The following is a 14,664-nucleotide window of genomic DNA, read 5'->3' on the forward strand; positions in this document are numbered from 1 at the left end:
CGAACAGGTGCCCGCCGCCGGGCTCACGTACCGGCAAACCGGTCGGCACCTTGCAGCGCGAGTGTCCGAATAGGGTGGGTGCGCCCGATGACCACGCGCACCGCAGGGGACCCGATGAGTTCGACCGCTCCGATGCCCCACTCCCCGTCGGCGTCATCGGTCTGGGTGACATCGCCCAGAAGGCGTACCTGCCGGTCCTCGCCGCGCTCCCCGGCCTCGACCTGCGCCTGATGACCCGTGACCGGGCCAAGCTCGACCGGCTCGGCGAGACCTACCGCGTCGCGGCCGAGCACCGCTTCACCGACCTGGGCGGGCTGATCGACAGCGGTATCCGCGTCGCCTTCGTGCACGCCGCCACCGACCAGCACGTCCCGATCGTCGCAGCTGTTGACGGCCGGCGTCGACGTCTACGTCGACAAGCCGCTCGACTACACCGCCGACGGCGCCCGCCGGCTCGTCGACCTGGCCGACCGCACCGGCCGCTCCCTGATGGTCGGTTTCAACCGCCGGTTCGCGCCCGGGTACGTCCAGGCCAAGGAGCGCCCCCGCGACCTGATCGTCCTGCAGAAGGACCGCGAGGGGCCGGCCGAAGCCGCCCACACCCTGGTCTTCGACGACTTCGTCCAGGCCGTTTAGACACCCCCAGACATGGCTTTGACCTGCTGGGATGTCTCGGATGATGCAGGATGGAAGCCATGAGAAGCCTCCAGACGGTGCACGACGGCCGCCATCAGCGGTGGGGCATCTTCGCCTAGACGAGCGGCCCGCTCCCGACGCACAACCGGTCATGCGGTAACCAACCCGCGCATATCAGGCTGACCGCGCGTCGTCGCCAGGACACGCACCCCACCCGGACCCCCGCCAGACCCCAGCCCACCACGCCGGGGGCGGGTCACCCCTGCACCGCTTGACGAAACGCCCTGCATATCGCCGGTCTGACGGGTCGCGGCGCCGACCCCGCACCCGACAGCACTGTCACCCGAATGGCGTAACGTGACGTGCCACCCACATGGATGAAGATCAAGCTGATTAGTGCCCCAACTGAGGCAATCCGTGAAAGGGGAACCAAATGCGCATTCGACGAATCCTCGCCGCCGTCATCGCCACGGCAGCCTTCGCCGGACTCGGCCTCACCGGCGCCGCCACCGCCGCCACCGCCGCCACCACCACCGTCACCGCCACCGCACAGGGTGCCCCACACTACGTCACCCCTAATCAGTGCAAGCAGGGCGGCGGAACGCCCGCGATCAACGAGCCGGGCAACCTCTGCAAGGGCGGTACGTACGACGGGCAGCCGGTCGACTAACCCCCCCAAAAAAAGGCGCTCCGCAGCCACGCGCCGCGGGGCGCTCCCGCGCGAGCGGAGCCGGGAGGGTCGCAGGGACTGTGCCGACCCGTCGGGCACGCTAGGTCCGAGTCGGCCCGGAAGCACGCGGCGGGCGGGCGCTCCCGAACGCGCGGAAGGCTGCGTCGGTCGTGCGTGCTGGCGCGCGGCGACGCGATCGGTGCCGTGCCTACGAGAGGCTTTTGAGCATGATCGTGGCCAGGGGGCCAGAGGACGCCGGATTCTGCCCGGTGTACAGGTTGCGGTCAACCATCGTGTATGACTCCCACATCGGGCCGCGCGAGTAGTCTGTGGGAAGGTTTCTGACCTCGTCCTCCATGAGCCACTTGGCCTTGTCGGCGAAGCCGACGCCCGCTTCCTCGTCGTTCGTGAAGCCGGTGACGCGGTAGTTGGCAAACGGTGTGTCACCCTTTTCGTCCCGGGTGGCGAGCAGTGCCGCCGGGGCGTGGCAGACGAGGCCGAGTGGTTTGCCGGACGCGAGGGCTCTCCTCAGCAGCAGCCCGGAATCAGCATCGCACCAGAGGTCCTCCATGGGGCCGTGACCTCCTGGGTAGTAGACCGCGTCGTAGTCATGGAGGTCCACGTCCTCGATCGGGATGGCGTGGCGAAGCTGCTCGGCCTCTTCGATGATGCCTTCCTGTTTGACGGATGCATCTTCTCCCCCTGTGAAGCGGGGGCGCAGGCTCATGGTGTCGCAGACGGGTACGACACCGCCTGGGGTGGCGATGGTGACCTCGTGGCCGGCTCCGGTGAACACTCTGTACGGACTTGCGAACTCCTCAGCCCAGTACCCGGTGGGGTGTCGGTGACCGTCCTTGAGCGTCCAGTAGCTTGCTCCGGTCATCACGAAAAGGATCTTGGCCATGAGAGCACGCCTTTGAAGGTCGGAGGAATCTGATGCCAGCGAGAGCGGTTCAGGTCGCGATCCGGAGGGACTCGGCCGCGGAGTTGGTCAAGAGCAGGTGGGATCAGTGATGAGGTGGCGGCAGGCATGGTCTTCCAGCAGGAGCACGGGGCGTCGAGAACTCCGTGATCCTGGAAGTCTGTGCTGGCCTCATGTGCGGGCTGACTCACCCACCGCAGACCGTGACTGATCGCACGATCTGTCACTTTGCCGGAGCCCTGTCCCGCCCACAGCGACCGCGGTGATGAAACAACGAGGTCAAAATCCTCCGGAGACCCCGGAACAGTTCAGCCTCCACCCGGGGCACGCTGGAATCAGGCACCGGAAGGGCCCTGGCCAACCATGGAGAGCGGATCGACAATGGAGTCGAATGTTTTCTCGTCGACGTGACCGCTTGCCAGAGCGGCCTCTTTCAGCGTCTGGTCATTGGCCAGCGCGGACTCGGCGATGTGTGCGGCGTTCTGGTAGCCGATGACAGGGCTTAGCGCCGTGACCAACATCAGGCTCTCGTTCACGTACTGCGCGATTTTTTCCTTGTTGAGCTTCGTGTCATTGACGGAGAACGTCCGGAACTTCTGCATCCCGTCGGCGAGGATGCGCGCGGAGTGGAGGAAGTTTTTAATGATCACCGGGCGCATCGCGTTCAGCTCGAAGTTGCCCTGACTGCCGGCGAAGGCCACCGTGGAGTCGTTGCCGAGTACCTGAATCGCGATCATCACGATGGCTTCGCACTGGGTCGGATTGACCTTGCCGGGCATGATCGAGGAGCCGGGCTCGTTCTGGGGAAGCAGCAGTTCGGCGAGCCCGGTGCGCGGACCCGAGGCCAGCCATCGCATGTCGTTGGCGATCTTCATCAAGGCCACGGCAAGTCCGCGCAGTGCCCCGTGCGCCCGTACCATCGGGTCCAGCGACCCCTGTGCCATGAACTTGTTCTCGGCCGTGACAAACGGTTTGCCGGTTAGCTCGGCAATCTGCGCTGCTACGTCACGGCTGAATCCCTTGGGCGCGTTCAGTCCCGTGCCGACGGCCGTTCCGCCTAGGGCCAGTTCGAGCAGGCCATGGCGACCGTGCTCGATCTCCGCGATGCAGGCGCGCAATTGCGCGGCATAACCGGACCACTCCTGCCCGACCGTAAGCGGTACTGCATCCTCGAGGTGCGTACGGCCGATCTTGACGACCTCGGCCCACTCCTCGGCCTTTGCCTCGATGGAAGCGGCAAGCTCACGGGCCTGGGGAAGGAGATGGTCGTCGACCTCCTGCACGGAGGCAATGTGCATGGCAGTCGGAAAACTGTCGTTGCTGGACTGCCCCATGTTGACGTCATCGTTCGGGGCAACCGGCTGTTGGGTCCCGAGCGTGCCGCCGAGCAGATACGACGCACGGTTGGAGATGACCTCGTTGACGTTCATGTTGCTCTGGGTGCCGGACCCCGTCTGCCACACGAAGAGGGGAAAGTGCTCGTCAAGCTCTCCCGCGATGGTCTCCTCCGCGGCCCGCACGATGGCCAGCTTCTTCCACTCGGGCAACCGCCCGGCGCTGGCGTTGACAAGTGCTGCCGCTTTCTTCACGTAGCCGTAGGCGTGGTAGACCTCCTTCGGCATTCGGTCATCGCCGATGGAGAAGTGGATGAGCGACCGCTGCGTCTGTGCCCCCCAGTACCGGTCTGCCGGCACCTCGACCGTGCCCATGCTGTCGAATTCCGGTCGCTTTCCGCTGGCCTGGATCCTGATCGGCAGGTCTTTCATCGCGGGAGTCGACTGGTTGTCGCTCATCGCCGGTCCTCCGGATCGCTCGTGGGGTAGACCGGCTCCCACATCGCGTCCTGGACCGCCTGAGTGAGGTTGGCGGGGGACCTCGTTGCGACACCGTCCTTCGCTGCGGCGCGGGCGACGGCGAGCGCGACCGTCGCGGACGAGGCCCTGAGGTTTGAGACCGGCGGCAGGAGTGATGCCCCAGGCCGTGACACATCGACCTGGCTTGCCACCGCTTCGGCGGCAGCGAGCAGCATGTTGTCCGTCACGTGGCGGGCACCGGACACGATCGTGCCGAGGCCGAGCCCGGGGTAGAGGAGGGCGTTGTTGGCCTGCCCGATCTCGTAGGAGACGCCGTTGTACTCCACCGGTTCGACGGGGATGCCGACTGAGACCAGAGCCCTGCCCTGGGACCAGGGCAACGCGTCCGACGGCATGACCTCGATGCGACTCGTCGGGTTGGACAGCGGCAGGAGGATGGGGCGCTCGACGCCGGCGGCCAGCGCCCTCACGACCTCCTCAGTGAACGCGTTGTGAGCGGTAGAAGTACCGATGAGGATGGTTGGCTTTACGTGCTTGACGGTGGTGAGCAGATCGATCTCACCGTCAGACCACTCGCTGACCTCGGACTTCGGCCGTGCATACACCTGCTGATAGTCAGGCAGGTCCTGCATGTCGTCGGTCACCAAGCCGTCGATGTCCACGAGCCAGATGTTGCTCTTCGCCTGTTCGGGCGATGCGCCGTCACGCAACATGGCTGCGTAGATCTGGTCGGCCATACCGGTCCCAGCGGTTCCTGCGCCGAAGACCACTAGGCGCTGCTCGCACCAGCGTCCCCCAGTCACCTTCAGGGCCGAGAAGACCGATGCCATGACGATCGCGCCGGTGCCCTGCATGTCGTCGTTGAAGATCCGATACTTGTCGGCGTTTTCCACTAGGATCCTCCGGGCGTTCGACGGCCCGAAGTCTTCAAAGTGCAGGAGCGCGTTCGGGAACAACTCGGACGCTGTCTTGAGGTAGAGAGCGATGAAGTCGTCGTACCGCTTTCCGGTCACCCGTGCGTGCCGGTTTCCCAGATAGGAGGGGCTGTTGAGCAACTGCTCGTTATCTGTCCCCACGTCAAGGTTGACGGCGATGACCCGGTTCGGGTGGATGCCAGCCGCGGCGGTGTAGACGGCAAGCTTGCCGATGGAGATGTCGGCCCCGTTGACGCCCCAGTCCCCGATACCCAAAATCTCCTGGGCGTCGGATACCACGACCAGATCGACGTCGTCCGCACCAAGGCCGAGCGACTCGAACGAAGCTCTCACGTCCTCAGGGCGGTCGATCGATAGGTACACCGCGCGCGAGTCGCGGTAGTCGACGGACCACTTCTCGATCGCTTCGCCGACGGTGGGGTCGTAGACCACGGGCAGCAACTCGTGCAGGTGGTCGGCGAGCAACTTGAAGTACAGCACCTGATTGCGGTCGTGGACCTCATTGAGGTAGATGTACTTGTGCAGGTCGGAAGGCTGCTGCTGGAGCTGTGTATAGGCCCGGTCGGCCTGCTCATCGAGACTCTCGACAGCTGCTGGCAGTCGCCCGGTGATCCCAAGCCTCGCCCGCTCCTCCAGGGTGTACGCGGTGCCGCGATTGCGATAGCGATCCTGCAGCACGGTCGGCTTGACAGGCATTGATGTCCTTTCGGCGTTTCGTGAGTGTTGTGCGCTCGTGGCAGTGCATGGCTCGGAGTGTGACAGCCCGGTCCACCGTTGGTCTTCACGAAATGACTGCTGTTGCTTTCCACAACCCGGCCGTCCTCGGGCACGAGCACTCTTGCAGCAAGGGAGGACGGGCGGTGCGCGACCGCCGGTGCAACTCAGGAACCTCTTCTGCCCGCGGTCACCTGCGGAGCGGGGGTCACTCGGCGACAGGAGTCTCCGGCCTCATCTCGTAGGAATGCCGGATGGCCGGGTGTCGGGTCCCAAGGCCGTCCGTGATCTTGCGCTCCCACGGAACCTCCTGAAGATGCTTGGTCTCCTCAAGCATCGACTTGGGCTCCAAATTGCGGTAATTGTCCACTTCGCCGGCAGCGACGGCCGTCAACGTCGCGTAGACCGCTTCGGGGTCGAACTGCGCGCGGGGGAAGGAGAGCTTGGAGTAGTCAAAGAGCCGCTGGGACGGGTCATCGTCCCAGCTCTCCCAGGTCTGGAACATGCGGTCGTTGAACCCGGTCAAGAAGGGGCCAGGGTTGACCGTGGCGACTTCGATGTTGTGTTCCTGCAGCTCGTAGGCCATAGTCTCGGCGATCGCCTCGACTGCGTGCTTGGAGGCGGAGTAGATGCCGGTGAACGGGTTGACGTTCAGGCCCTCCCTCGAAGAAACCCAGACGATGCGGCCTGCCCCGCGCTGGACCATCTGCTTGGCGATCCCCTGAGTGAGGACCAGGGGCCCGGTGACGTTGACCTCGAACTGGTGCCGAATGTTCGACTCGGGAATGTCTACAGTGGAGCCGCCTTCGCCGACTCCGGCGTTGTTTACGAGGATTTCCACACCCCAGTTGAGAGCCTTGCGACGGTCACCGTCGTTCGTGACGTCGAGCTTCTCGACCTGAAGCTCTACCCCGCGCTCGGCTGCCTGCCACTTCAGTGTTTGCACCTGGGCGTAGATCTCCACCCCCGCAATCACGTCGAAGCCCTTCTCCGCCAGGCGCATAGCGGCTTCGAACCCGAAGCCGGTGCCCGCTCCCGTGATAAGGACCTTCCTGAGTTCCGCATTCGCCATGCCGAGTGCATCCTTTCATGGTGTTGGTCCCGCAGTCGTCGGCGCTTTGACCGTTCACTGAGAGTCGGCTGAGGCACGCTGAAACGCTGGCTGGCGTGCGCGAGGACGCTCCCTCTCGGGGTGGCAGGCGAAGCATTCTGGCCGGGAGCGTTGCACGATTATGATCGACGCATTCCGCTGGGGGCGGCAATCCAAGTAGGCCAATCGGGTATTGGCAGCGCGGGAGGGGGCAATGCTCAAGAGCTCATAGCGGTGCGCACCGTAATTGATGATTTCTACTCATAACCCGGACGGGCTCGAAAAAGTGACGGATCGTCTGATCGGTCACCGTCTGCGGCGGGTTGGTCGACCCGGACGTAAGGCAGGCATGGACTTCCAAGATCGTGGAGTTTTCTTCGCCCCGTGAGCCCGCTGGAAGACCGTTCCGATCATGATCCGGACGCGACCTGAAGTTATGCCTAGCCTCCGTGTTTCAGTTGGGCTGGCCTGAGCGGGGTTGATGACATTGCGGAGTCTCCTCGGCTGCGTGTGGGTCCTGGGCATGCCGAGGGGCCGACGCGGTGGCCGGTGTCTCCAGGAGTCCTCGGTTCGTGGGCGGGTAGGGGCCGGTGTCTTGGTTCAGGTGGCGGGCCTGGGCAGGGTCTGCAGTCGCGTGAAGGCGGTTGTCAGGTCGTGGCGCCAGGGCCAGGTGGCGGCGATCCGCAGGTGCAGGCGGCGGGCGCCGCGGGTGATGCGTGCGGCGGCGTGCAGCAGTCGGTAGCGGAGCTTCTTCGGTTCGGCGGTGGCCAACTCGCCGTCCAGGAGGAGTGTCTGGGTCCAGGCGATGAGGTCGATGGCTGCCAGTGAGAGTTCCAGCCAGGCTGCGTTGATCTGGAAGTGGCGGGAGGGGAAGCGGCTGAATCCGGTGGTCTTGCCGCAGCGGATGCGGTCTTCGATGCGGGCGTGCGCGCGGTGGCGGACCTCCAGTATTTGTAGGGAGCCCTGGCCGCAGGGGGTGTCGGTGAGGAGGGCCTGGTGGCGCATGCCCTCGTCGAGGTCGAACAGGGAGAGCTGGGCGCGGCGATCGCTTGGCCGCCGTCGGCGAGCATCACCGCCAGATCGACCGCGATCCGTCTCGGGTCGTGCCCGGTGCCGCGAGGACGCAGTCGCCGCAGGGCCTCGCCGAAGGCGTGCGTGAGGCCGGTGGCCTCGGCGAGATCCGCCAGCAAGCGGGATCCGGCATGGCCGACCACTCCGCGACCGTCGGTGGAGACGACGAGCCTGGGACGCGACCCAGTCGTGTGCACGTAGAAAGGTGCCTTCCCGCTGGGCTGACAGAGACCTTCGACAAGCCTCATCTTCCCAGCGTGGAAGGCACTTTCGTGCTCCCGTTCGTGATCCTGGATACAGCCGCACGCGAAACGCGCAGGTGAGGAACAGCGCACGGTCGGCGTGCGGCCCGGCAACGGATACCGAACAGAGACCCGACGCCACCTCAATTTACCGAGGCCGAACAGGAGCGCGGCCGGCGGTCCACGTCGCGAGGACGGCCGGCAGTACGGCGCAGAGGGGCGCACAGGGCCCCGAGTGCCGGGCTGGTGCGCAGTCGGCCGACGTCCATCAGCAGACCGCCGGTGGCGGAGCCGGCGGCGATGCCGAGGTTGAACGCCGCGATGTTGAGGGTGGCCGCCAGTGTGCTGGCCGGACCGGCGATCGCGACGACCCGGGCCTGCAGCGCGGGGACCAGCGCGAAACCGGCCGCGCCCCAGGAGGCGAGCAGAACGATCGTCAGCGCCCGGTTCGGGCCGGCCTGTGCCACCCCCGCGAGAACGAGCGCGAGGAGCAGCAGGATCACCGGGAGCAGCGGCCCGCCGACGGCGACTCCGGCGGCGTAGCCGATGACCAGCAGTCCGGCCGTCGGCACCGGGACCGAGAGCGCGGTGGCCAACGTGGGGAGCGGGCCGACCACCACGAACTCGGTAGTGCCGATGGCGAAGGCCGCCGCCGCGAGGGCGTACAGGACGGCGGGCATCAGTTGTTGACGCCGAGCTGGTTCATCAGGGTCTGGTTGTCCTCGATGTGCCAGTCCTCGATGATCTTGTCGGTGCCGACGTGCTGGATGTCGATGGCGTTGAAGTCGACGGTCTGGCCCTTGCCCTGGACGCCGTTGAAGGTGCCGGTGAAGTGGCCGTGGAAGACCATCCGGGCGGTGATCTTGTCGCCGGTGACCAGCACGTCGGACAGCTCGCAGGTCAGGTCCGGCACGGCGGTGCGGAAGTTCTTCGAGGCGAAGACCGGGCCTGCGGGGCCCTGCGGGCGGCCGGCGGGCAGCGTGTTGTCCTTGAACTGGGGGCTGATGGCGGCGTCCAGGTACTTCTGCTGCCCGGTGTTCCAGAAGGTGTAGAGCTGCTGGGCCAGGTGCACCTCCTGCGCGGCCCGGCGCTGGCCGATCGAGTGGTCGACGGTCAGCGACTCGGGCTGGACCAGGTCGGGGGAGCGGTCGATCAGGCGCTGCGGCCAGGCGTGCGTGGAGCGGGTGCCGTCGTCGTGGGCGGAGGCGACCGCGACGGTGCCGCCGGCCAGAGCGGCGACCGAGGCGGCGACGGCGACGGCGCGGATCAGGGTACGGGAACGCATGAGAGTACTCCTAGGAAGAGAAGGTGACGGCGGTGTGTCAGAGCTGGCGCAGGGCGCCGCCGTCGACGGCCCACTCCGCGCCGGTGATCTGGCGGGCGAGGGGGGAGAGCAGGTACGTGATGACGCGGGCGACGTCTTCCGGGGCGCCCAACCGTGCCGTGGGCAGCCGCCGGACCTCGCGCACGAAGTGGTCGATCGCGGCGTCCGGCTCCAGGCCGAACTGGGCGCCGAGCTGCTCGGCGAACCCACCGGGGGCATCCCACAGCCGGGTCCGGGTCGGGCCCGGCGAGACCACGTTGGAGCGCACACCGTGCGGGCCGAACTCGACCGCGAGTGCCTTGGAGACCGAGAGCAGGGCGGTCTTCGCTGCCGCGTAGTCCACCAGCGGGACGTCGGGCAGCCGGGCGGCCTCGCTGGTGACGTGGACGAGGGAGCCGCCGCGCTCCAGCAGCGCGGGCAGGGCGGCCCTGGTCATCCGCACGCAGGAGTGGAAGTTGAGGTCGAAGGTCCGATGCCACTGCTCGTCGGCGACGTCGAGGAAACCGGTCCGGGCCTGTAGGCCACCCACGTTGTTGACCACGCCGTCGAGCCGCCCGTGCCGGGCCAGCACCTCGCCCACCACGCGCTCGGCGGCACCTGGGAGGGTCAGGTCGGCGGGCAGGCCCGTTGTGCGTGGCCCCGATCCGTCGATGCCCTCCGGGTGGCGGGCCACGCCGACGACGGTGGCGCCCTCGGCGTCGAGCAGCCGTGCCGTGGCCGCGCCGATCCCCGCGGAGGCTCCGGTGACGAGGAAGACCTTGTCGTGCAGGTGAAGATCCATCAGTTCGCCTCCCGTCAGGCGAGCCGGCCGCCGCCGTCGACGTGCAGCACGGTGCCGGTGACGTAGGGGTTGTCGATGGCGTAGAGGACGGCCTTGATCAGGTCGTCCGGGGTGCCGACCCGACGGGCGGGGTTGCGTTCGGCGATGGTGCGCAGGAAGTCCTCCTTGCCGGCGCCGAGTCCGTCCCAGGAGCCGGTGTCGACGATGCCGGGGGAGACGGCGTTGACGCGCACCGGGGCGATCTCCACCGCGAGGGCCTGGACCAGGAAGGCCAGCGCGCCGTTGGTGGTGGCCATCACGGTCCGGGCGGGGGCGGGACGCCAGGCGGCCACGCCGGAGAAGAAGGTGAACGAGCCGCCCTCGCGCACCTGGCCGGCCAGGTGCTTGGCGAGCAGCAGCGGGCCGATCACCTTGGCCGCGAAAGCGCGCTGCACGTCGGCGAGTTCGAGTTCGGCCAGCGGGCCGTTGGCGGGCATCGCGGCGGTCGAGACCAGGTGGTCGAACCGGCCGACCCGCTTGGCGAGGGCAGCGATCGAGGCCTCGTCGGCCAGGTCGACCGGGACCACCTCGGCCGGGCCGGCCAGCTCGCCGGCGGTCCATTCGAGCTTGCGCGGGTCGGGCCCGGCGAGGACCAGGTCGGCGCCGGCCGCCGAGGCGGTCTGGGCCAGCAGCCGGCCGGTGCGTGAACCGGCGCCGACGACGACCAGGCGCTGTCCGGTGAGATCCGCAGAGGTTGTCATGTCGAACTCCCAAGGAGAGGTAGTGGGCTTGTCCTGACCCTCTCCCGACCTCAACTGATGAGTCCAAGGCTTGTTTTCTCTCAGCACGATAAAATCTGTTTATGGCAACGCTGAGGCAGCTCGAATACCTGGTCACCGTGGTCGACACCGGCTCGTTCACACAGGCGGCCGAGTTGCTGCACGTGACGCAGCCGGCCCTGTCCCACCAGATCCGGGCGCTGGAGAGCTCGCTCGGCGGCCCGCTGCTGGAACGCCTGCCGCGCGCGATCCGGCCCACCCCGATGGGCCGCGCGGTGCTGCCGCACGCCCGGGCCGCACTCGCCGAGAGCGAGCGCCTGCACACCGCCGCGCGGCGGGCGGCCGGACTGGAGGGCGGCGAACTGGAGGTCGCCACCGTCTACTCGGTCAGCCTGGGCATCCTGCCGCCCGTCCTACGCGCCTGGCGCCGACAACACCCGGGCGTGCGGATCCGGCTGCGCGAATTCGCGCACGCCGACCAACTGCAGGCCGCGATGGCAGCAGGACAGGCCGACCTCGGCATCGGCCCGACCCCGGCCGACTGGGAGGGACCGATCCGCGACCTGGGCATCGAGGAGTTCGTCATCGTGCTGCCCAACGACGACCCGCTCGCGAGCCAACCGCCGGGACCGTTGGCACTGGCCATGCTGGCCGACCGCGCCTGGGTGCGCTACGCCCCCGGCAACGGGCTCGCCGACCTGCTCGACCAAGCCTGCCGCCAGGCGGGCTTCACCCCCACGACCGCCGTCCACGCCGAGCAGACCTCGGCCGCACCACTGCTCGCCGCCGCCGGACTCGGACCGGCCCTGGTCCCGGCCAACATCGTCCCCCTGGACTTCGACGGCCTGCTGCGCCTGCCGGACCCGCCGGTCCGCCGCACCCTCACCGCCTACACCCGCACCCGGCCGGACCCGCTGACCACCACGTTCGCGGACCTGCTCGCCCGTCAGGCCTGCGTCGTCCCCACCCACATCCAGGCACTCGCCACAGCACAGAACTCCACCCCGTAACGCCGACGCAGCACCGGGGCGACCGAAGTCCACCGATCCCGAGTACGACGCCAAGCTCGACCGGATCGAGCACGTCCTGGAACACTTCCCGGACCGCACGTTCGCGTTCGACGAGTTCGGGCCGCTCGGCATCCGGCCCACCGCCGGGTCGTGCCGGGCCGAGCAAGGCCAGCCCGAGCGGCATCCCGCGACCTATCACCGCACCCACGGGGTGCGTTACTTTCACGGCACCCGATCGAGGCCCACTTCGGACCGCTGCGGCAGTTCACCATCGCCAACTCGAACCACCCCAACCACACGACTCAGACCCGGACCCTGCACGCCTACCTGCGCTGGCGCAACGCCAATGCCCGCCACCGCGACGTCCTGGCCGCCGAACGCAAGGAACGCGCCCGCATCCGCAGCGAGAAGAGCGTCCGCTGGGTCGGACGCCCCCTCGCCGCCGCGGCCTGAACGACCCGGCGAACCTATGCGGTCAGAGCACCTAGAGTTGCGAACCCCCTCCGTCGACAGGGAACTCCGCTCCCGTCGAGAAGGTCGCACCGAACGCCAAGTACGCCACCGCGGCGGCCACTTCCTCGGACGCCCCCAGCCGCTGCATCGGGATCGTGCTCCGGTAGGTGTCCTTCATCATCTCGACGACGTCGGCAGGCAAGGAGCGGTCCAGGATGCCCGTGTCGATCGGCCCGGGGCTCACGGCATTGACGCGCACCTTGCGCGGCAGCAGCTCACGGGCCAGGGTGCGCGTCATCGACCGCAGGGCTGCCTTGCTCGCCGAGTAGACACTGAGCGCGTCCAGGCCCAGGACGTTCACCACCGACGTGGTGAGGACCACGCCGCTTCCCTCGCGCAACAGCGGCGCCAACGCCTGCACCGTGAAGTACGGGCCCTTGGCGTTGACGCCGAACAGCGCGTCGTACATCTCCTCCGTCGTCGAGTCGAACGGCGCGGACGCAGTGACACCGGCGTTGACGAACAGCGCGTCCACCACGCCGAACCGCTCCTGGACCGTGCCGGCCAGCGCCCTGATGTCCGTCAGGGACGCGGCATCGCTGCGGACGGCGATCGCCTTGTCCCCCAACTGCTCCAGCGCGGCGTCCAGGGTGGATCGGGTACGGCCGGTGATCAGTACGTGCGCCCCACCGTCCGCGAACAACCGGGCCGTAGCCAGGCCAATACCGCTGCCCCCGCCCGTGATCACGATCTTCTTGCCGTCATAAGTGGTCATGCCCTCAAGTCAAATATCCACCCGCACACCCTGTCCAAGACCTGTTCCGCATGCCGTCATGTCCCAGGCGCATGACGGCGCGCGACGTACCCTGGGCGAATGGACCTCGACCTGCGACTCGTGCGCTACTTCACGATCGTGGCGGAGTACGGCAACTTCGGCCGGGCCGCCACCAGGCTCCACCTGGCGCAGCCGTCGCTGAGCCGTCAGATCCAGCGACTGGAGGCTCAGCTCGGCGTCCGGCTATTCGACCGCTCGCCGCAAGGCAGCAGCCTCACCGACGCCGGCCAGGCCTTCCTTCCCAGGGCCCGGATACTGCTCCAAGAGGCCGAGCAAGCCGCTCACACGGCCAGAGCCGCCGTCCATCCCCGTACCATCACCGTCGGCTGCGCCGAAGGACTGGTCATCACCGTCTGTGTGCAGGAACTGCGCCGCCGGCACCCTGACGGCCAGGTCCGCACCAGGCACCTCGACTGGCGGGACACGCGCGCCCTCGCCGAGGGGCGGGTCGACGCCCTCGTCGCGTACGGGCCCCTGCCCTTGCCCACGGACGGCTTCCGGGTGACCAGACTCCACGAGGAGTCGCGGGTACTGGTCACGTCGGCACGTCATCATCTGGCGAACGAGAGAACCGTCAGCCTGCGGGCTCTGTCGGACGAGGAACTGGTCGGCTGCGTCAGCACTCCGGTCCTGTGGAGCACGCCCAAGCCCGTCGGCAACCGCCCGGCACCACCCCCGCCCGCGATCGACGACAGCTTTGAGGACAAGCTGGAACTCATCGCCACCGGCCACTGTGTCGCGATCTTCCCGGCCGGTGATCGACGCGCTGCTGTGCGCGAGGACATCGCCCTGGTGCCCGTCATCGACATCGATCCCTGCGAGGTCGTGCTCGTCACGCGCGCTGACGACCCCAACCCGCTGCTCGGATCGCTGGAAGACGTCGCACGTACATTGCTCGGCACAGCCTCCCGACGGGAGAACGACGAACTGCCGGTCAACTGAACCCATTGCCTCTGCGAGGTGTTCCAGATGGCTGTCGCCGCGCTGCACAGTCAGCGGGGCTGTCGACCGCTCCCGGTCGGGATGGGGCCGACTCCACCGATTTCCGACTCGGTCCGTCAGCCGTACATCGCCACGCGGTACGGACGCAAGGGCGCCACCGAGAGGTTGGTCGAGGTCGGCGCCTCGGCATCCGTCGGGTCCGTCGCGGACTCGTACGACAACGCGATGGCCGAGGCCCTGAACGGCACGTTCAAGGCCGAACTGATCGAACATCAGGGGCCGTGGCGGGACTTCGACGAGGTCGAGCGGGCCGTCTTCCAGTGGGTCGCGTGGTACAACAGCGAGCGCCTCCACTCCGCCCTCGGCTACATGCCGCCCGACGAGTACGAGCAGGCGTACTGGACGGGACTGGAGCAACACCCGCAAGTCGCTTGATCACACGATCGCGGACTCCACGAAAGTCGGGG

Annotated in this window: 15 protein-coding genes and 2 pseudogenes; 6 read left to right on the forward strand and 11 right to left on the reverse strand. The window is 67.6% G+C overall.

The genetic code is table 11. The features are described from left to right. Positions 1-23 precede the first annotated feature (23 nt). Positions 24-368 carry a hypothetical protein gene (locus P3T27_RS31120; RefSeq protein ID WP_280684532.1) on the reverse strand — a complete coding sequence of 115 codons (345 nt, stop codon included), beginning with the start codon at positions 366-368 and terminating at the stop codon, positions 24-26. A 19-nt stretch (positions 369-387) separates the two neighbouring features. Between P3T27_RS31120 and P3T27_RS31125 the strand changes: the two genes are divergently transcribed. Together P3T27_RS31125 and P3T27_RS31130 are read left to right on the forward strand one after the other, a co-directional pair. After that, positions 388-636, forward strand: a complete 249-nt coding sequence (locus P3T27_RS31125) for a hypothetical protein (RefSeq protein ID WP_280684534.1) — start codon at positions 388-390, stop codon at positions 634-636. A gap of 433 nt (positions 637-1,069) precedes the next feature. Then, entirely contained in the window at positions 1,070-1,306 is a 237-nt protein-coding gene (locus P3T27_RS31130) for a hypothetical protein (protein ID WP_280684536.1), read from the forward strand. Positions 1,307-1,514: 208 nt separating this feature from the next. On the opposite strand, the gene P3T27_RS31135 is transcribed toward P3T27_RS31130, so the two are convergent. The 9 genes and pseudogenes from P3T27_RS31135 to P3T27_RS31175 form a co-directional block, all read right to left on the reverse strand. Next, the gene (locus tag P3T27_RS31135) at positions 1,515-2,210 is read right to left on the reverse strand and encodes a type 1 glutamine amidotransferase domain-containing protein (RefSeq protein ID WP_280684538.1); all 696 of its coding nucleotides are present in this window, start codon (positions 2,208-2,210) and stop codon (positions 1,515-1,517) included. Between the two features lie 353 nt (positions 2,211-2,563). After that, positions 2,564-4,021 carry a class II fumarate hydratase gene (gene fumC / locus P3T27_RS31140; RefSeq protein ID WP_280684540.1) on the reverse strand — a complete coding sequence of 486 codons (1,458 nt, stop codon included), beginning with the start codon at positions 4,019-4,021 and terminating at the stop codon, positions 2,564-2,566. Next, entirely contained in the window at positions 4,018-5,739 is a 1,722-nt protein-coding gene (locus P3T27_RS31145; protein WP_280684644.1) for an NAD-dependent malic enzyme, read from the reverse strand. Before P3T27_RS31145 ends, fumC begins: the two co-directional genes overlap by 4 nt. Positions 5,740-5,899: 160 nt before the next feature. Beyond that, positions 5,900-6,763 carry an SDR family oxidoreductase gene (locus P3T27_RS31150; protein WP_280684541.1) on the reverse strand — a complete coding sequence of 288 codons (864 nt, stop codon included), beginning with the start codon at positions 6,761-6,763 and terminating at the stop codon, positions 5,900-5,902. A gap of 618 nt (positions 6,764-7,381) precedes the next feature. After that, a pseudogene (locus tag P3T27_RS31155) lies at positions 7,382-7,819 on the reverse strand (transposase); the annotation flags it as partial. 418 nt (positions 7,820-8,237) lie between these two features. Beyond that, positions 8,238-8,774, reverse strand: a complete 537-nt coding sequence (locus P3T27_RS41070; protein WP_348534157.1) for a hypothetical protein — start codon at positions 8,772-8,774, stop codon at positions 8,238-8,240. Beyond that, positions 8,774-9,379 (reverse strand): ester cyclase, encoded by a 606-nt coding sequence (locus tag P3T27_RS31165; RefSeq protein ID WP_280684543.1) that lies wholly within the window; start codon positions 9,377-9,379, stop codon positions 8,774-8,776. Before P3T27_RS31165 ends, P3T27_RS41070 begins: the two co-directional genes overlap by 1 nt. Positions 9,380-9,416: 37 nt before the next feature. Then, positions 9,417-10,199 (reverse strand): SDR family oxidoreductase, encoded by a 783-nt coding sequence (locus P3T27_RS31170; protein ID WP_280684545.1) that lies wholly within the window; start codon positions 10,197-10,199, stop codon positions 9,417-9,419. Positions 10,200-10,213: 14 nt separating this feature from the next. After that, entirely contained in the window at positions 10,214-10,939 is a 726-nt protein-coding gene (locus P3T27_RS31175; RefSeq protein WP_280684547.1) for an SDR family oxidoreductase, read from the reverse strand. 101 nt (positions 10,940-11,040) lie between these two features. On the opposite strand from P3T27_RS31175, the gene P3T27_RS31180 reads away from it, so the two are divergent. Both P3T27_RS31180 and P3T27_RS31185 read left to right on the forward strand, forming a co-directional pair. Beyond that, positions 11,041-11,967, forward strand: coding sequence for a LysR family transcriptional regulator (locus P3T27_RS31180; RefSeq protein ID WP_280684549.1), 927 nt, complete (start codon positions 11,041-11,043; stop codon positions 11,965-11,967). 25 nt (positions 11,968-11,992) lie between these two features. Further along, positions 11,993-12,420: pseudogene (locus P3T27_RS31185) on the forward strand (IS630 family transposase); the annotation flags it as partial. 31 nt (positions 12,421-12,451) lie between these two features. Here P3T27_RS31185 and P3T27_RS31190 read toward each other — a convergent pair. Continuing rightward, entirely contained in the window at positions 12,452-13,195 is a 744-nt protein-coding gene (locus P3T27_RS31190) for an SDR family oxidoreductase (RefSeq protein WP_280684551.1), read from the reverse strand. A gap of 99 nt (positions 13,196-13,294) precedes the next feature. Here P3T27_RS31190 and P3T27_RS31195 point away from each other — a divergent pair, with 99 nt between their 5' ends. Both P3T27_RS31195 and P3T27_RS31200 read left to right on the forward strand, forming a co-directional pair. Then, positions 13,295-14,197: a LysR family transcriptional regulator gene (locus P3T27_RS31195; RefSeq protein ID WP_280684553.1), complete on the forward strand. Its 903-nt coding sequence runs from the start codon at positions 13,295-13,297 to the stop codon at positions 14,195-14,197. A gap of 27 nt (positions 14,198-14,224) precedes the next feature. Beyond that, entirely contained in the window at positions 14,225-14,632 is a 408-nt protein-coding gene (locus P3T27_RS31200; protein ID WP_280684555.1) for an integrase core domain-containing protein, read from the forward strand. Positions 14,633-14,664: the final 32 nt, after the last annotated feature.

The organism is Kitasatospora sp. MAA19 (genome assembly GCF_029894125.1).
Taxonomy (GTDB): domain Bacteria; phylum Actinomycetota; class Actinomycetes; order Streptomycetales; family Streptomycetaceae; genus Kitasatospora.